Raw genomic sequence first — 19272 nt, 5'->3', positions numbered from 1 at the left:
GTTATAATGATAAAGACATGCCCCAATGCTTTGCCAGTCGTAAAGCCTCGTCTTTTGTTATTGAAATAATAGCCCCGTGTTTAGGTGAAGCGAAATTGGTTGTTTTCATTACGCCTTCGTTAAAATGCCCTAAATCTTTAAACATTTTAAAATCAGTGGTTTCAATAAAACCAAAATTATGCGGATTGATACTGTATATATCATACATCAATACCCAGGTATCGCTTCCATTTCGTTTCCACACATTTGGTGCTTCACAAGAACCGGGTTCCTGATCAATCCATGCGTCTTGATATTCATACCCTGCGTTGATATGGTCGGAAAAGGCCATTTTTATACCAATAGGATGTTCCTGTGCCACATAGGTTAAACAAAAGCGACCGTCTGGCATTAACGTAATATCGGCATCTAATAACTGAATATTCTCATCTGGATATTCAAACAACAATTTGGGTTCAGAAATTAAAGCTGTAAAATCTTCATTGGCATAAGCATAATACATTTTAGTTAGCCCATGATACATGCGCATGGTAAAATAGACCATCATTTTCTTCTCCTTAGAGTCGTAAATGGATTGAGGTGCCCAGGCGCAACCTATGTTTTCATACCCTTCGAAGGCCTGATCAAAAAGGAAGTTGCTATGCGTCCAATGAATTAAATCATAAGATTTCATGAGAACGAAGCCTCGATTATTTCCCCAATCGTATTTTTCTCCGGGACGCTCCCATTGGGTTTCTCTATAACCTTGTTCCTTTGCGAAAATATGTAAATCAGTCATCACTACATAAAACGAACCATCTGGGCCTCTGGAAATATGAGGATCACGAATGCCTTTCTGACTTGCAATGGTATCTCCGGCAACTATAGCTTTTCCTTGATTTACATCGGTAAAACTATAACCGTCGGTACTTAAAGCCATGTGTAAACTATGATCATCATCTTTAAAATACACCATCAAATAGGGGCTTAAATCCTTATCCTTTGGAGCTTCACCGTTTACAAATTTACAACTGTAAAAACTACCTAAGATTATAATTAAACCGAAAATATGTTTACCCATGGTATCTGTTTTTTTAATCCATTGATGTAATTCCTGAAATGGTTGGTTCTACGGGTTTAATACTTCCGTCTTCATTAAACTCTAATTTATCGATACATACCTCACGATTAAATCCAGCCGCATCACCCATCGTAATTCCTTTAGGTCGATTAAATCGGTGATAAACAATATGCCAAATATCGGTTTCCGGCGTTTGAATAACACTATTGTGGCCTGTACCATAAATCCCTTTTTCAGGTCTTTTTTCTAAAATTAAATTGTTGTCTGGAATATTTAATGGCCCCAGTGGTGAATCGGCTGTAGCATATCGAACACGGTAATTCGGACTTCTGGTATCGTCTTCAGACCATAAGAAGTAATAAGTTCCATTTCTGTAGAACACTTCAGTACCTTCTCTAAAAGTTCCTCCTGGATTTAAGCGTTTAAAACTATTTGGTTTAACCGATACCATATCGTCGTTTAATTCTACGACTCCCATATATCCATTACCCCAGTATAAATAACTCTTCCCGGAAACTGGATCGGTAAAAATATCGGGGTCAATCTCTTGACCTCTATTAATACCTTCTGGTTTTTCACCTATAATAGGCTGACCTGAATCGACAAAAGGGCCTTCCGGATTGTCGGATACAGCCACACCAATTTTTTGAGCAGCCGTGAAATAATAGAAATACTTGTATTCCCCATTAACTTTTTTCTCAATGGCACATGGCGCCCAGGCATGTCGATCAGCCCAACTCACATCTTTTTTGAGATCTAAAATAACACCTTCATCGGTCCAGTTAACTAAATCAGGAGAAGAAAAGGTTTTGAAATACGTTCCCGACCAGCCATTAAATCCGTCACTTGTTGGATAGATATAATACTTCTTCGTTTTTTCTGAATAAATAATCTCTGGATCGGCATAAAAACCATTTAACACCGGATTATTATCCTCATGAACTGAAACTTTATATGTTTTTTGTTTTCCTGCAGTTTCAATAGTATAATGTACTGCGCCGCTTGAAAAATCCTGAGGGCCTGTGGTTAATACTTTTACCCAAGGAATGGTTTCAATTTTTAAATCTAAATTACTGATGTCTGTTCCTAAAAATACCGGGATATAAATGGTCCCATCTGCATCATTTATATCAACATTATTTTGTCTGATACCTTCGCCATTAAAACTTACAAAAGCACTTTTATCTAAAGTTCCCCATTGGTTTAATAATACTTCTTTCTCATGATCTGTGATTCGAATTACCGTTCCGTGACGCGGATGAAAATTCATGGATATATTGTCATCAACCACAGTAAAATGCTCTAAATCGCTCGACTTGGTAAACTGATAGGTTCCTGATGTGTACATATCATACATTAAAATATATTCATCGGAGTCTATTAATTTAAAAATCCCGGATCCCTCTACAGCCGCATCGGTTTGATCGTAAAAACCATCCTGCTGCACATAGCCTTCTGTTAGTTTATCAGAAACCGCTTTTCGAATACCTCCACCATGGCTTTCATTCTTAAAGAATAAATTATACTTACCATCTTTATATATGATATCACCATCTATACAGGCACTGTTGGTTGGACTATAAAATAATTGCTTAGGCGTTGTCGCTAAACCTGTAAAATCTTTGTTGGCATAAGCATAATAAATAATATCCGGACCTTTTTCACCCAACATAGACCAGTAAATCATATACTGATTTGTTTTGTCATCATAAATGGTCTGTGGTGCCCAAACACGAACGACATCGCCAAATTCCTCTGGATAGCTTTGAGGAATATTAACCACGGTAGACGTCCAGTTAATTAAATCTGAAGATTTCATTAACACCATAGCTCTGTTGGAACTCCAACCCTTGGCTGAAACCATATCGGTAACAACCATATAAAAGGTCTTACCGTCTGCTCCTCTTAAAATATGCGGATCGCGCACACCTCCCGTAGAACTGATGTCTTTCGAATCAATAACAGGTTGATTGCCATTAAGTGCATAATAATTGTAGCCATCGCTGCTTAAAGCATAGCGTATAGCTTCTTCATTTCCGCTATTTCCTGTAAAATAAGAGAATAAATATGACGTATAAGTCTGCTGTGTTTTACATGAAAAAAAACTAACCGTAAAAAAACTAATCAATACGATTTTTAAAAATTGTAATCTATAAGTATTCATTGATCTATTAAATGATATTTTTTTATCTCTTTTCTATTTATTGGGTAAACCATCAGCTTTCATTCCCTGAAGAACTAAAGCATGAATTATGTATAACATCTCTGACCCATCATCTTCATGTGCTCCATTTATCCCATAAGGCCAAAAATGTGTGTTATCACCTTTTATTTCTGCATTAGGGTCATTAGTCATCATTTGTAGTATTTCATTAGCTCTGTTGCCCTGCCAAGTTCCTTTCATAAGTTCCCAATATTTCGCATGCGTTCCTACACCAACCGTATGTGCCATTTCATGCATGGCTGTACCTGTTCTTTGGTAATCTGGATTTGCCCCAAAATTAATCCAGCCATCAAAATTTGCATCAGCAGTTGGTGTACCGGTATTATAATTTACGTTCACATGCTTTTCTATAGAAGTAAAATTATTATAATACCACGCGGCTTTGTCAAAAGCCTCCCTAAGTCTACCGAAAGCTGGTTCATTCTTATCTTCCCACCAAAAAGCCCAGGTAAAATTACCTTTTTTTATTGTAGCCATGGTTACTTCATCACCATAGGTAATGCCATTTAAAGTCTTGGCATATGCTTTAATATAATATGAAGTTTCAGGCTCTAAATTTGGTATTCTCGCCTTAAAATCTAATACAACATCTTCTCTAGTAACTATATTATCTTCTATAGTTGGGTTATTTGTAGTTCCGTAAACCAATCCTATTTCTTCTATCTGTAAATCTCCTTGATTAGGGACACTAACATCAAGCCATATATCATGGGCCCCGGCAACTTTGATTTCTCCCACTTTTAAAGTCGGTGCAATAATATCGAGAGATGAAAAACTTACTTCATTACCATAGCCTATGCCCTTTTCATTTACAGCATAAGCTTTAGCATAATAGGTAGTTCCTGATTGCAAATTTTGTAAACTAACCTGAAATTCACCACTACCTTTTACAAAACCTGCTTTTTCATAGTTATCACTGTAGGAGGGGTTCTCATTTATGCTGTAACAAATACCACGTTCTGAAATACTACTTCCTCCATTATTTATAACTTTGCCCCATAAAGTCGCCTTAAAGGCTTCAACAGCCTCTATTGTGCTGGTTTCTAAAACAGGAAGTGTAATCTCTTTTGTAGGTTCGTTTGTATTATTTTGTCCTTGATGGTCATCTGAAGAACAAGAGAATAAGGTTAATAAACACCAAACACACGCTACTATTTCATTTTTACATTTATATAAACTCATTTTAATTAGATTTATCAGGTGTAGCTGCAACATAAATATTCTTTGCTCTAAAGCGCGTTGACTTTCTTTTTACTGTTGCTGATTCTTTAGTTTGCCCACTAGCACCTTCCATTTGTAAATTGATTATTAACCAGAATGGCTTATGGCTATAGTCCTTTATTTCTTCGGATTTTAAACTTCCGTCTATATACATCTTTACTCGAGTATTCACTTCATCCAAATACTCTAAAGTAACCTTGTAATGATGCCAAGTACTAGGAGCATCATCTATTACTGTTTTTTCCGTTGTCCAGATGGTATTTCTCCAATCTTTTCCGGTAACTGTATTTTGCCAGCAAGTAGAACTTCCTTTGAACTCCAGCATGTCGATTTCTGGTGGCCAGGTTTCAGCTCCGGTAATCCAGAACGCTGGCCAAGCACCAAAATGGGTAGGCGCCTGAAAATCACCACTAATTTCCCAATAAGCCAATTTCTCGGTAACAGTAATATGCTTTTTTAAATGAACTGCTCCGGAATGAAAAGCAATTGGTAAATGCGGATCAGATTTGCTTTTACCTTCATCTTTACCCTGATTCCATACTGCGTTAATCTGTAGAATTCCTCCTTTTTTAAGTGTTATGTTTTCGGGAAACATCCGTGCTGTACCATTATGATCTGCCCCCCATGGGTACAACATATTCCAGTGCTTTTCAAATACCTTTTTGTTGTTAAAACTTGTTGAATCCAGAAAAACAATAGGTTTGATTGTATCTGTAAATTTTATGTTCGTTTGATTGAATTTAATAGGTGATATAGAAAATGTTTGTGTCCCATTGGAAACAATGGTCAACAATGAAAAGACGATAAAAAGAAACTTTACTGAAAACATATTCTTTGTTTTTAATAAAAAAGAGAAGAAGACAAAAAAATCACCCTCTTCTCTTTAAACTAAAATATAAACAACATTAATTTAATTAGCTACCTGTATTTCCCAAGAAGTGATGTTACAGAAAAAGTCCCCATTTTGAGTTGTAATCTCACCTACAGAAATATCTGTAGCTTCGTCAACTGTAAATGAAACCGTGTAAGATCCGGCTGCACCTATTCTTTTATAACCTATTACTTCAGGAGCTGTAGTTACATCTTCAACATTTGGCAATCCTGTATTTCCTTTTGCAATAACAAAATACGCACCATCAGGATTAGAATCGTGATTAGTACTTAATACCTGTACTCTTAACATATAACTTGCAGCTTCAGCGTGTACTACTTGATGAATTTTACCATTGGTAATCCATGGTGAGCCCCATCCTGACTCCAAGTTAAATATATTCCCATTCCATTCATCCCAGCCACCATAGCTACCGTGATTTTTAGCCGCGGCATTAGTTATCCAAGGACCTGCTAAGGTTCCCCAACGACCACCATCTGTTGCTTCTGCAATAAATGGTACAGATGCATTCCCTAAAACGGGTGTTGGTATAGGAGTTACTTCATCGTAAGCTGTGAAAAAGTTATCTATAGATGCGTCATCTGGAATAAAAGCCGTTCTGTAACGGTAAGTTGAGCCCCCTTCAAAATCTGAGATGGTTAGACTTTCTTCAGCAATATCTACATAGATGGTTTTTGTCTCACCGGATGTGGATGTATATTCAAATTCTGACCCTAATACTCCAGAACTTAAATCCATTTCTGCCAATCCTATAACCAATTCGCTTCCTACGAGCACATTTCTTTCTAAAGGTCTGTTAAATAATGACGCTATATAACGGTCTCCATAAACCTCAGCTGTTTGAGAAACAGCTATCGAACTATTCCCTTCATCATCAAAGGTTCTTACAACAAAATTATAGACGTTTTCTTCTAGACCATCAATAATTATAGAAACTTCATCAACTCCTTGAGTTCTATTTATCGGAACTGATATTGAATCTCTGTTATTATTCCAGTATACTCGCACTTCGCTTACTTTAGGGTCACCAATAATTAGTCCTTCCACCTTAACGCGGTTTTGACCAGGATAAATTTGTAAAGAATCTATAGCTCCCGTATATGAAATCTCACCGCCTTGGGTAAATTTAAGGTACTCGGTATCGTCTGTGCATGAATAGATACCCAGAACGATACTTATAGCAAATATTGCTATGATGATATGCTTTAATTTTTTCATTGTCTTCATCTTATTAAATTAAAGGTTTGGGTTACCATATACCTGAACTTCTGAAACTGCCATATACTGACCACCTGCCCAGTTTAGCTGACATTCTATACGAAGGAAACGTACTGCAGGTTTTTCTATGTCTATTTCATAATCAGCACCGTCTTGCGCTGCTATCAGGTCATTATTATCCTCTTGACCATAAGGCAAACCAGAAGGCTTAGTAATTTCATATTCTCCCATTAAAGTCCATGTACCATCTTCTAAATTACCGTCATTTAACTCGTTAGCCCCCCAAATTCTGAATTTTCTCATGGCTCCCAAATAGTAGTACAATCTCTGTCCTCCAATAGGTTCGGAGAAATTCCAGATATGTAAACGACTTAATTTGGTTTGTTTTCCAATATCAAAAGTTACTAAATGATTCCCTACATCTATCGTTCTACTTGTAAAATAACTATCAAACCATTCTAAAGTTCCGCCATTAAATAAATCTCTTACCTCGGTATGGGATGCAATTAACTCAGCATCGTTTGGTAGGGTAACAGGGAGCATCTCCTCTCTGGGCATTAGCATCTCGAAAATTGGAGTAATTTCAGTAAATAAGGTGTCTGTTGTATTTAACCATCTGTCTCTAACTACAAAAGCAAAATCCTGAGGTACTGGATCGTAACCTCTAATGCTTCTTGAAATGGTATCAACCGATGTATAAATACTTGTTGCTAAAGGTTCCCAGTCTCCTTGAACATTTTTTTGCATCACCAATACGGCAATATCTTCTTCTGTTGGATTTAAGGCATTAATGCGAACCCCTCCAAAATCGGCATTAGTTTCAAGTGATCTGAAAATGTCAAAAATTGGAGCTTCTAGCGGAGCAACAGTTACAGTCACTGGGGCAGACTCGGTTTCACTTCTGTTTACGGCATAAATCTCAACTTCTTCTTCAGAAAGCCCTGTAAATCCTTCTAAAACCATTGAATTTTGGTAATATGAAGCCTTTACTTCCATTGGCGTTCCATTTTCTAATGTATAGCGTGCTACAACATACAATAAATCTTTATCGCTTGGTAGTGTATATTCTAATTTTACCTTTCCCGGTAAATTCTCAACAACAACATTCTCCACAATCCCCGGAGGTGTTGTATTATTTTCTAATGGTGATGGGCCTTGCTCCTCTGAACATGCAGATAAAACAACAATTACAGCCAACATCAAGATCCAAGAGAATTTTATAAAATTTTGTTTCATAATGGTTATGTTTTTACCAACCTGGACTTTGAACCAGATTAGGGTTTTGAATTAGCGTATTTTCATTAATTGGCCAGAAGTAATCTCTTGGCGACACAAAACGTTGTTGGTATAAAGTCAACACTTGGTAATAAGAACTTTCGCTTGTTCCAAAAACGTTCCATCCTTTTACAGGCGCATTATATTCTCTGGTTGCCTTTTTCCATCGTCTGATATCCCAGAAGTTCTTACCCTCGTAAGCCATTTCGATTGTACGTTCTCTATGAATAATTTCACGCATACCTTCTTTAGTTGTATACTTGCTTGGGCTAACAGAATAATTTTGCCAAGAGGTTGCTACACCTTCTAATCCGGCACGTGCACGGATAGCATCAACATACTCAAGAACTTCTGCTGTTGGACCTGATACCTCGTTTAATGCCTCTGCATATTGTAAATATAAGTCTGCTAACCTCATTTCAGGCCAGGCATACTCTTTATATGATCCGCCACCATCGCTATTAAAGTTATACTCCCAGTTAACTACTTTCTTGATAAAGTACCCTGAAATATTAAAATCGAAAGCATCAAAACTACCTGCATAATCCTGGAATTTAGATTCTATGTGAAATTTAGTTTCATCGGCATTACTATCCTGCTTGTAGAAAATAGCGCCGTCAAATCCTAAATCAGCATAAAAACGTGGCTCCCTGTCAAAATTTAAGATTGATGTTCTGTAACCTTGATAAATATTAAGTGCATCTTCCGCTCCTGCTTCTCTTAATTTTGTAATATCAGAAAAATCCAATGTTTTATCTTCTTCAATTGGCACACCATTTTTAGTATAGAATTTAGAGGCAGATCCTATGGTTGGTGAGAAAATCATTCTCGCCTCCCTTGCAGGTACTACATTTGATAACGGCATCATACAGATACGCTGTAACCAATAGGTACGGCTATTGGTGTTAGACCAGATAACCTCTTCATTGAACGGCTCACATAAAGCTTGTCTAATTTGAACTTTAGTTTTTGACGTCTCGGAAATATCAAAAGTAAAATCGTTTTTATAATAAATTTTATGGCCGTTAGCTTCAGCAACATCAATTGCATCTTTAATCGCAGTTGCAGCCCTTTGCCATTTCGTAGGGTCGTAAGTTGTATTAAATAATGGTGTACCATCATTATTTGTATACCCTGCCATATCTGTATTTCCATTAAATAATGGACTTGCAGCCATCAATAAAAGTTCTCCTTTTATACCTAAGGCGACCTGTCTTGTAACACGACCTAATTCATTTTGTGTATCAACAATTTGAGGAGGAAGACCTGCAGCAGCTTCGTCAAGTAAAGTTACCAGATAATCAACACTTTCATCAATAGGCTCTCTTGCTACCTGAATTTCGCTTTCTGGCGCGTCCACAGGAATAACATTACGGATAATAGGAATTGGCCCGTACATTCTCATTAAATAATAATGATAGTAGGCCTTTAAAAATTTACCTTCAGCAATCCATCTTAAACGTTCTGCCTCTCCCATATCCGGAACATTACTCCTATCTTCCATGTTTTCAATAAACACATTACAATGTCTGATCCCATCGAATAATGGATATAGATCACTAGGTCCAGCTGCTTGATAACGCCCCTCCCATGCATCCATATAAGGAGCAGAAACACGTTGTAAGCCTCGAGCCACATCAAAGGCATAACTATTTAAAGCCGCATCATTAGGTGCTATCCAGGTTTCGTTTCCTGCTAAAAATCCAATATTATAAATGGCATCCCCGTTTTTAGGCAGATATGAATAGCAAGTAAATAAATATTTCTCTGCCTCATTTCTCAACTTAAATGCTTGATCTATTGTTACCACGTTATCTGGAACTACATCCAGAAACGATTCTTCACATGATTCTAAACCAATTAGGCACAAAACCATGGCAGACAACCCTAAAGCCTTGTATAGCTTTTGTGTCCCTTGTTTTATTATATTTTTCTTTATAGTTCTCATACCTTTATTTTTAAAAATCTACTTTTAAACCTAAGTTATACACCGATTGGATAGGGTAACCTAAACCATTACCCCCCATTTCAGGATCCCATAATCTAAACTTACTCCAAACCGCAAGGTTATTACCACTGAAGTAAAGTCTTGCCGATTGCATGCCTATTTTAGACACAAATTTCTCCGGGAAATTATATCCTGCTTCAATAGTTTTTAATCTTAAAAATGATCCGTCACGCATCCACCAGGTAGAAGTTTGGTTATTATTTTCAATGAACTCATCACTTAACCTTGGCCAGAAAGCATAGGAATCTCTATTTGCTTCAGACCAGTGATCATCGGCTATTACCTTTAACAAGCCGTTTTGGGCACTTCCATTGATAACGAATGGTGAAATATTCTGTGGGTTAATAAATAAAGATGTTCTCGCTACCCCTTGGAAAAAGATACTGAAATCAAAATTCTTATAGCCTAATGTACCGCCAAAACCATAAACAATTTCTGGAGTTGTTGGATATCCAATTGGAACCATATCGTTAGAAGTTATAACTCCATCACCATTAACATCACGATACTTAATGTCTCCTCCTCTAACTTCACCAAATTGTGTTGGTGAGTTTGCTACCTCTTTATCATCAATAAACAAACGCTCGGCAATATAGCCATAAACTTGATTTGCATTATTTCCTATTCTTGAACGATAAGCTAGGTCATCTGGATAAGACACTTCATCATACACTAGAATTTCATTGGTAGCAAATGTAAAATTACCTCGTAACTGTGTATACCAGTCTTGATTAAACGATTTGTCGTAAGTTAAAGAAGCATCCAAACCCTTACTTTCCATTTCTCCAAAATTAGTAGCAGGTGTAGCTGTTAAACCTAAGGTAGCTCCAATATTGGATCTTTCCTGAAGAATGTTAGTACGATTCTGCTTAAATACATCAACGATAAGGTTTAAGGAATTAAATAATTCTAAATCGAAACCTACGTTAGTTTGCTTTGACTTTTCCCAGCCAATATTAGGATTTGAATAACGAGAGGTAAACACCCCTGGTCTGTAATATCCATATTGCTCTCCAAAAACAGCACCATAATTTCCATCATTTAAATTTACATTTGATAAGTAAAAGAAACGGTCATTAACATTTCCAATAGCATCGTTCCCCACAAGACCGTAAGTAAAACGTAATTTAAAATCAGATACCACATCTCTTAATCCATCCCAGTAATCTTCTTTAGACACGCGATAAGCAAACCCTAAAGACGGAAAGTATCCGTAACGACTTCCATTGGCAAAACGCTCAGATCCATTGTACCCAAAGTTAAATTCAAATAAGTATCTATCGTCATATCCGTAAGTAAAACGTCCTGACAAACTGTGGTTTCTGTTTGGTAATGAGTTTTGTACATTTCCGGCATTACCCGTTTCGTAACTTGATAATAAGTTAACCAACATCCCGGAAACGGCATGCTTCTCATTGAATACGCGACTATAGTTAATAGCCGTTTCTAAATAAATTCGAGAATCTAAATCTTTCCTTCCTTCAGCATAATCCAAATACTCGGTTCCTGGTACCCCTACACTTCCTTGTCCTCCATCATTTAAAACATCCAGTTCTAATTCTCCGGAAAACGGACTTATATACCCTTGGTAAAAGAACGGATTATACTGTCTTGCAACTTCATAATATGAATAACGTCGCACATACCCCATGGCACGGGCCGATAAACCTTCGGTGATTCCTGCCAAATCTTGTTTAATTTCAACCTGTGCTTGAATAGTAGAAGCTTTATTTGTTTGGTATCCTCTTACCATTTCAGCATATGGGTTTATTAATATGGCAGAACCACTATTATTTGTAGCCTGTGCACCTCCAAATAAAGGATGATCTATAAAAGGTAAATAACTAGAAGGATACACCTTTGGAAACTTAACCGGATTAGACCATAAGGTTAAGTTAAAAATACGAGCGCCGCCTCCTACAGGTCCGTTATAATCATCAAACTGTCCGTAAACACGAACTATACCTTTGGTTGTAGGTGTTAAATTTACATCTAGGTTACTTCTAACGGAATAGTTTCGTAATTTGATATTGTTGTTGAAATTGTTAATAGGATCTACATCTAACACCCCATTATCAACATTATAAGTCCCTGAAATGTAATATTTAGCCTTCTCACCACCACCTTGCGCACTAAAATTTAATCCTTGGTTAATGGTATAATCTTTAATTAACTCATCTACCCAGTTATTACTTGGGTATAAATATGGATCATCTCCTATAGATGTTCTGTATATTTTATTTTGAGTATAGGGCAATGATGCCTGAGGATCCCTGGTTAAAGCAGCCTCATTAGCCAATTGCATATAGGTAATATTATCGGCAAAATTAAAGTTTCTGGTGTTAGAAGACACTCTCGTTTCACTACGTAACTGAAATTGTGTTTTTCCTGCTTTACCCATTTTGGTTGTAATTAATACGACCCCGTTCGCTCCACGAGCACCATAAACTGCTGCAGCTGCAGCATCTTTTAATACAGAAAAGCTTTCAATATCATCTGGCTGTAAACGTGCCATATCTGTCGTGCTTGACTCAATACCATCAATTAAGATTAACGGGTTAACCTTACCTGACCCGAAAGATCCTAAACCTCGAATAAAGAAATCAGAGTTATCAGCTCCCGGTTCACCACTTCTTTGAACCGCAATCATACCTGAAACACGACCCGCCATCATTGTGGTTAAGTTACTTGTGGGCCCTTTAATCTCTTTAGGTGATATTGTAGTAATTGAACTTACTAAACTGGCTTTCTTTTGCGTACCAAAACCAACAACAACGACTTCTTTTAAAGCCTCATTGTTTTCATTAAGTACAATAGTGAATACCGATTTGCTTCCTATAACTATTTCCTGTGTTTCGAAACCCACATAAGAAACCACTAAGATTTTGGCGCTATCTTCAATATCCAATTGAAACTCTCCATCAAAATCTGTCATAACCCCTTTTGTAGTTCCCTTCACTAAAACATTAGCTCCAGGCAACACCATTCCGGTAGCATCTTTAACAACCCCTGTTATGGTTCGTTTCTGGATTTCATTCTTGAAATCTACCGTTTTTCCTTCGTTTGCTTGAACTTGATAAGCAGTCACACATAAGAAGAGTACGACCAATTTGAACTTAAAATCAAATTCAGGACAAGAAAAAAAGACTTTTCTCATTTTAATTAGTTTTATCATATTAATTAGTTTTTGTTTAAATGGTTTTAATATTCATTGCTTCTATTAAGAAACTTGATATCAAAAAAAATCTTGGTTTGGTTTGGTTTAGTTTTCATGTCATAATTATTTAGTTTAGTTATTTTAAATGAGCTTCAGGAGCTCTAATTTTCCTTTAATCCCTGAATAGTTTTATTTGGTAACTATATGTATACTGTTTATCGTGTAATCGATATGGTCTATGAGGATAAGCGCCCCAACTATTATCGCCTCCAACACCTCGTTGTTTTAAATCGATATGTAAATAAACTTTGTCGTTTTCGACTTTAATATCTGTTGGATGAGTTTGACTTTTGTATTTACCCCCATCTAAACTTTCTGTAGATATATGCAAAGCACTAAAGCCTAAAGGTTGCATTCCTGTTATTTTTAAACCTTGATTTCCTGAATTTTCAAGGCTTAACCAACGTACATCGGTTTTATAACCTGCTTCTTGTGGACGGATATACTCCCAGGTGTATTGATGCTCAACCTTGTCGTTGTATAGGCCTAAAAATGACGATGTATTTCTATCGGAGTAATTTTCCCAGGGACCTCTTCCGTAATATGATAAATTATCGAAGCTTCCATCTACTACCATACGCATACCAAATCTTGGTAACTCCGGTAAATCTTTACCCTCCATGTTAATACTGGCCGTGATTTTTATGGAACCATCATTTTGAATAAGATAATCAACAGTATATGGTATATTGAATTTCTTGATTGTAAATTCTACTTTTACAGGAAGCCCTTGTGCATTCTGTTTACCAACTTCTACATGCTTAACTTCTAAATCTTGATGTGCTGATTTCCAATCGCCCAAACGTTCTGGCATTTTGTTACCATAATCGTTATCGGTTGGGGCTCTCCAGAAATAGGGTTCCGGGAAATTTGTTATCGTTTTTGTATCACTATCGGCAAACGAATACTGAATTAATTTACCGGCATTTAAATCCAATGCACCTTCAACAGATCCACTTGAGAACAACAATACTTTATCGTTAACTACATATTTTAAATCACCAGTAAATGTTAGGCTATTCTCAAAATAGGAATGCTCTCCAATTTTAAACTGTTCTCTGGCAACTTCATGATGTGCAGGAACTAATGGTGCTTCATGTTTAGTATAACCATAAACATCTAAATAATATTCCTTATTACCATCTAACATCGGTAGATTTAAAATCACATCTTTAGATTCGTTTGGTAGCGCCGATACCGCAAAAGCACCTTCGTCCATCTTGGCCCCATTAGCTTTCAGTACCCATTTAAAAGTATATTGATCTAGATTGGTGAAATTATATTCGTTAGTAACTTGAAGATTATTTCCGTTTAGCTTAAAAGCAATACTTTGAAAAACCTTCTTAACTTCCTCTAGTGCTGGATGCGGTGTTCTGTCAGCCGACACCAATCCATTAGCACAAAAATTTTGGTCGTGCTGTAAATTTGCTCCACCTAAATCACCGCCGTAAGCCCAGAACATTCTGCCGTCTTCGGTTTCTGTTTTTAATCCTTGGTCTACCCAATCCCAGATGAAGCCACCTTGCATTTTTTTACTGGTGTTCATAATGTCTCGGTATTCCTGAAAGTTCCCATTACTATTTCCCATAGCATGTGAGTACTCACACATAATAAAAGGTCTTTGCTTATCAGAGTTCGCATAATCCTTCATGTAATCAATTCCAGGATACATCGGGCATACAATATCGGTATTGGCATTTTCATCGGCTTGCTCAAACTGAACAAAACGGGTTTTATCTCGCTCTTTTAGCCATTTATAACCTTCGTAGAATACTGGCCCGTTACCACATTCGTTCCCCATAGACCATAAAATAATAGAGGTTGCATTTTTGTCCTGCTCTAACATACGCTTCATGCGGTCTAAATGTGCCGGTGCCCATTCAGGTAGATAAGCCGGATGTTTTTCTTTATCAAACCAGCCCTGTTTTTCAGCACCCATAGCATGAGTTTCAATATTAGCTTCATCGACAATATAAAAGCCGTACTCATCAGCAAGTTCATATAAATAAGGATCATGCGGATAATGACTCATACGAATAGAGTTAATATTATTTTGCTTCATCACTTTCATATCTAGGAGCATGGTTTCCCTGTCAGGAGTGTGCCCTTTAATTCCGTCGTGTTCATGAAGATTTACCCCATTAACCATTAAAGACTGTCCGTTTACCATCAGTTGAGCATCTTTTATCTCTACTTTTCTGAAACCAATTTTCTTAGAAATAACCTGGGTGTTTTTCTTATCAGATAACTTGATGATGTAACGATATAAATACGGGGATTCGGCACTCCATTTCTCTACATTTTTTATTGTAGTTGAAAAATTAACCTGAGTGGTTGAGGCATCAATATTCTTAGATTCAGAATACACCGTATTGCCGTTAGCATCCTGTAATACAATAGAAGCCACTTGATGTTTAGATGCTTTTTTTCCGAATTGTCTTAAATCGATATCAGCGTTAAAAAGTCCGTTTGTATAAGTATCATCTAAATTTGCCTGAGCAAAATAATCCCAAATGGTGGTTTTTGGCATTGCCTGTAAATACACATCACGCTCGATACCGCTTAAACGCCAGAAATCCTGATCTTCTAAATAGCTTCCGTCATGCCAGCGAAACACTTGTATTGCAAGAACATTATTTCCTTCATTTAAATATTTAGTAATAACAAACTCTGCAGCTGTTTTAGAAGCCTTAGTCATACCTACTTCCTCTCCATTTAAAAAGATTCTGGCATAACCCGATATAGAGCCGAAATGTAATATCACTTCTTTATCAGCCCAATCTTTTGACACTTTAAAAGTCGTTCTGTAACTTCCAACTGGATTATAATTTTCATCAATAAAAGGTGGATTCTTTGGAAATGGATACGTTACATTAGTATATATAGGTGTATCATAACCTTCAATTTCCCAGTTTGAAGGCACTTTAATTGAACGCCATTTAGAATCGTCTAAATCAGTTCTGTAAAAATCTAAAAGCCTTTCAGATGGCTTTTTAACAATATTAAATTTCCATGTACCATTCAGGCTCTGATAATATTCAGATGTTTCCACTAAGCCGCTTACAGCAGAAGTTTCATCTTGATAAAGCACAAAAGACGCTCTACCTTCTTCTTTATTTCTATCAACAATAGAAGGATTTTCCCATTCGTTTTTATTGTTTTGGGCAAAACCTAAATTAATTAATAGATAGCATAATGGAACTAAAACTAGTTTACGCATTGTATAATTTGTTTGTTTTATATTTAGTTATAATTTATAAAATGTCTAAAAGACACTTTTAACAACATCACAAATTTGAAAAATTTCAAACTTAGGAGAAGGGGATAAACTGACTAAAAAGAGGGTAATAAATGTCCAAATGACGATTTACATCCTATGCCTCAATATCAGCAAAAAACACAGAATCAACTTATTGCCATCAAACCTCTAAATCCTGTGATGTTTATACCTCATCATAGCTTCTATCAGATAGTAATCACCATAAGTAAGGGGAACATCTATTTCTGTTTTCTCAGGAATATGCCCTACGCCATGTTTTAAAAGAAACCCTCCGTTACTATTATCATGCGCTATATAATGTTCAGATGTTAATGTACTAATCATGACTTTAGCTGCCGTAATATATTTCTCTGCCAAATCGCCTTCAACATAATATCCCAATTCTAATAAAGCAGAGGCCATAATAGCACCCGCCGATGAATCTCTTAAAGCATTGGGAATATCAGGTGCATCAAAATCCCAGTAAGGCACCATATCCTTTGGCATATTCGGGTGATTAAGAATAAACCCTGCAATACCATTGGCCTGGGCCAGATATTTTTTATCTTTAGTTTCTCGATACATTACCGTATAACCATATAATGCCCAAGCCTGCCCACGAGCCCAAGCCGATGCATCAGAATACCCTTGCGCCGTGCGTTTCCTTTTTACAGAACCATCATTCTTACTGTAGTTTAACACATGGTAAGAACTATAATCATTCCTGAAATGATTTTGCATAGTGGTATTTGCATGCGTTACAGCAATGTCATAATATGTAGGGTCTTTACTGTATTTAGAAGCCCAGAATAATAATTCCAAATTCATCATATTATCGATAATCACCAAATAGTCATCATTTGAAGAATCCCAGGATTTTATACAACCAACAGTATCATTAAATCTGGAGGCCAAAGATTTCGCACTATTCATTAATATGTTTTTATATGCTGCTGATGGATGTAAACGCTCTGCATTTCCAAAACTACAATACATCATAAATCCTAAATCGTGGGTCGTCGTGTTGTATTGTTCACGTTGCAAATCTTCTAGCACACGTTTTATTTCCTCTTGAAAAACCGGATTACTTGTATCTTCATTTAAATACAATAACGAACCTGGATAAAACCCGCTACACCACCAGCCAGAACGACTTGTTTCTAATTCACCTTGATTGGCGTGATATGTTTTAGGGTATCTACCCTCAGGTAAAACTTCCAGTAAATGTTCATATTGAGTTGCTGCTGTTTTTAAAGTCTCATCTATTTTATCCAGTAATGGATCTGTCTTTTTACACGAGATAAACGAACCGATAAGTATCGTTATTATTAAAATCTGTTTAACCATTTTCCTATTTATTTTTTCTCTTTATGAACTTTTTTAAATTATTTATCTCTAACGTTTTTATAGGTGATGAAATCCTGTCTGCAAGCCCTTCACCATCTACTTGTGTTACATTTTGAATAAACACATGTAGTCTCTTTTTACGGTTCCATAAGTTGATGTCGTAATTGGGTTCCCATTGACCGACTGAGGCCTCTATTAAATCAATCACTTTCCAGGGGGTTTTACTTTGTAAATTCTGAGAATAAGCTAAGGATACTTTATTTCCTCTGGACGCTTCTCTGAAAATCACAGCCACCAAATCATCTTTAATCAGAATATCAGGTCGGGAAATAGGTATACTTTTGGTACCTCCTCCTCCTAAAACAAAAGATGCTGTTCTAAATCCGGTATTTACTTTCTCCCAGATATTATCTTTTAAGAACACGATTTGATATTGTGGAATCTCTTCTACATTCCAATAAGACACGATATAAGGATGACCTGTTTTATCTGTTGTTATAGCGGTCTGATTAATAAGATTACTGTTTGAGGGAATTTTCCAGGCACACTCCGCTGAAGCCAAAGTAATAGGTAAATTATAAACTTCTGACGTTGATTTCTCCCAGGTTTTTCCACCGTCTAAAGAACGTGCATAGCATAAATCGTGATTGGTTTCAACATCCCAAGTTTCGCGCCAAACCCAAGATAGATGAATGACTCCTTTATCATCAATAGCTGCCTGCCAATAAGCACTGCGTCGGTTTTCCCCATCAATTAGGTTGCTTTGTATTTGAGTCCAGGTTTTTGTGATAACATCATAAGAATTAATCACCAAATTGCCGCGTCCTGATTCTCCTGAACGATATAAAAACAACATATTACCATCAGGTAAATTATAAAATTCAGGGTAAGTTACCTGATCCTCCTGTAAACCGGTCATTGACAATTCTTCACCTAATTCCAAACTTAATGGGAATTTACTTTTCGCATATCTTAGTTTGGTATTGTGATGATCCCAGCTTACGTGCAAATACCCATCGCCATCAAGTGCCAGGCTAATGGCGTTATGTGCATCTTCAGTATTACCTTGATATTGGGTTCTTACAATATTCCAAACTGAAGTTCCTGCGTTTCGCTTTCCCAGCACCAAAAAGCTATCCTGATCGTAATAAGCTACAAATTGAAATCCTGAATGTGTTGTAATTGCATTTTTCCTGAACTTAACTGTATTTACTGAATTCTTGCTCCAACCTTCCCCGATATAACTATAAGAAACGCTTTGGGCACAGGATACAATACACAGAAAATAGCTAGTTGCTATAATGAAAAAGTTAAACTTAAGAAAAATAATTTTTCTCATTTTGGTTGTAAAATGACTGTTTTAGTTTCGTTGGTTTTTGCTCCATAAGCTCATCACATGTGCTTATAAAAACAGGTAATCCAAAATTGCATCAAAAATGCTTTTCAAAGCGGATAATAAATGACGAAAACAGGGATACAAAATGTCCAGAACGCAATAAAAAAACAGAACATTCTGATTTAAGTACTTATTCAAAGGCTTAAATGAAATTT

11 protein-coding genes are annotated in these 19272 nt (G+C 36.5%); all 11 read right to left on the bottom strand.

The window, feature by feature from the left end; translation table 11 throughout:
* Position 1: 1 nt before the first annotated feature.
* On the bottom strand, positions 2-1060 hold the full coding sequence (locus ICJ84_RS05285; RefSeq protein WP_188215289.1) for a glycoside hydrolase family 43 protein: 1059 nt from the start codon (positions 1058-1060) through the stop codon (positions 2-4).
* A 13-nt stretch (positions 1061-1073) separates the two neighbouring features.
* The gene (locus tag ICJ84_RS05280) at positions 1074-3224 is read right to left on the bottom strand and encodes a family 43 glycosylhydrolase (RefSeq protein ID WP_188215288.1); all 2151 of its coding nucleotides are present in this window, start codon (positions 3222-3224) and stop codon (positions 1074-1076) included.
* 33 nt (positions 3225-3257) lie between these two features.
* Positions 3258-4466, bottom strand: a complete 1209-nt coding sequence (locus ICJ84_RS05275) for a hypothetical protein (protein WP_188215287.1) — start codon at positions 4464-4466, stop codon at positions 3258-3260.
* Between the two features lies 1 nt (position 4467).
* Complete coding sequence (locus tag ICJ84_RS05270; protein WP_188215286.1) at positions 4468-5334, bottom strand: family 16 glycosylhydrolase; 867 nt, start codon at positions 5332-5334, stop codon at positions 4468-4470.
* 81 nt (positions 5335-5415) lie between these two features.
* Positions 5416-6615 (bottom strand): DUF4998 domain-containing protein, encoded by a 1200-nt coding sequence (locus tag ICJ84_RS05265; RefSeq protein WP_241748689.1) that lies wholly within the window; start codon positions 6613-6615, stop codon positions 5416-5418.
* 18 nt (positions 6616-6633) lie between these two features.
* Positions 6634-7851 (bottom strand): DUF4959 domain-containing protein, encoded by a 1218-nt coding sequence (locus tag ICJ84_RS05260; RefSeq protein WP_188215285.1) that lies wholly within the window; start codon positions 7849-7851, stop codon positions 6634-6636.
* 13 nt (positions 7852-7864) lie between these two features.
* Positions 7865-9838: a RagB/SusD family nutrient uptake outer membrane protein gene (locus ICJ84_RS05255; RefSeq protein ID WP_188215284.1), complete on the bottom strand. Its 1974-nt coding sequence runs from the start codon at positions 9836-9838 to the stop codon at positions 7865-7867.
* Between the two features lie 10 nt (positions 9839-9848).
* Positions 9849-13055, bottom strand: coding sequence for a SusC/RagA family TonB-linked outer membrane protein (locus ICJ84_RS05250; protein WP_188215283.1), 3207 nt, complete (start codon positions 13053-13055; stop codon positions 9849-9851).
* A 172-nt stretch (positions 13056-13227) separates the two neighbouring features.
* Positions 13228-16335: a glycoside hydrolase family 2 TIM barrel-domain containing protein gene (locus tag ICJ84_RS05245; RefSeq protein ID WP_188215282.1), complete on the bottom strand. Its 3108-nt coding sequence runs from the start codon at positions 16333-16335 to the stop codon at positions 13228-13230.
* Between the two features lie 207 nt (positions 16336-16542).
* Positions 16543-17721 carry a glycoside hydrolase family 88 protein gene (locus ICJ84_RS05240; protein WP_188215281.1) on the bottom strand — a complete coding sequence of 393 codons (1179 nt, stop codon included), beginning with the start codon at positions 17719-17721 and terminating at the stop codon, positions 16543-16545.
* A 4-nt stretch (positions 17722-17725) separates the two neighbouring features.
* On the bottom strand, positions 17726-19060 hold the full coding sequence (locus tag ICJ84_RS05235) for a BNR repeat-containing protein (protein WP_188215280.1): 1335 nt from the start codon (positions 19058-19060) through the stop codon (positions 17726-17728).
* Positions 19061-19272 lie beyond the last annotated feature (212 nt).

This window comes from Aestuariibaculum suncheonense (assembly GCF_014596935.1).
Taxonomy (GTDB): Bacteria; Bacteroidota; Bacteroidia; order Flavobacteriales; family Flavobacteriaceae; genus Aestuariibaculum; species Aestuariibaculum suncheonense.
The sequence above is the reverse complement of the archived record's forward strand: the minus strand, read 5'-3'. Positions and strand labels throughout refer to the sequence as shown.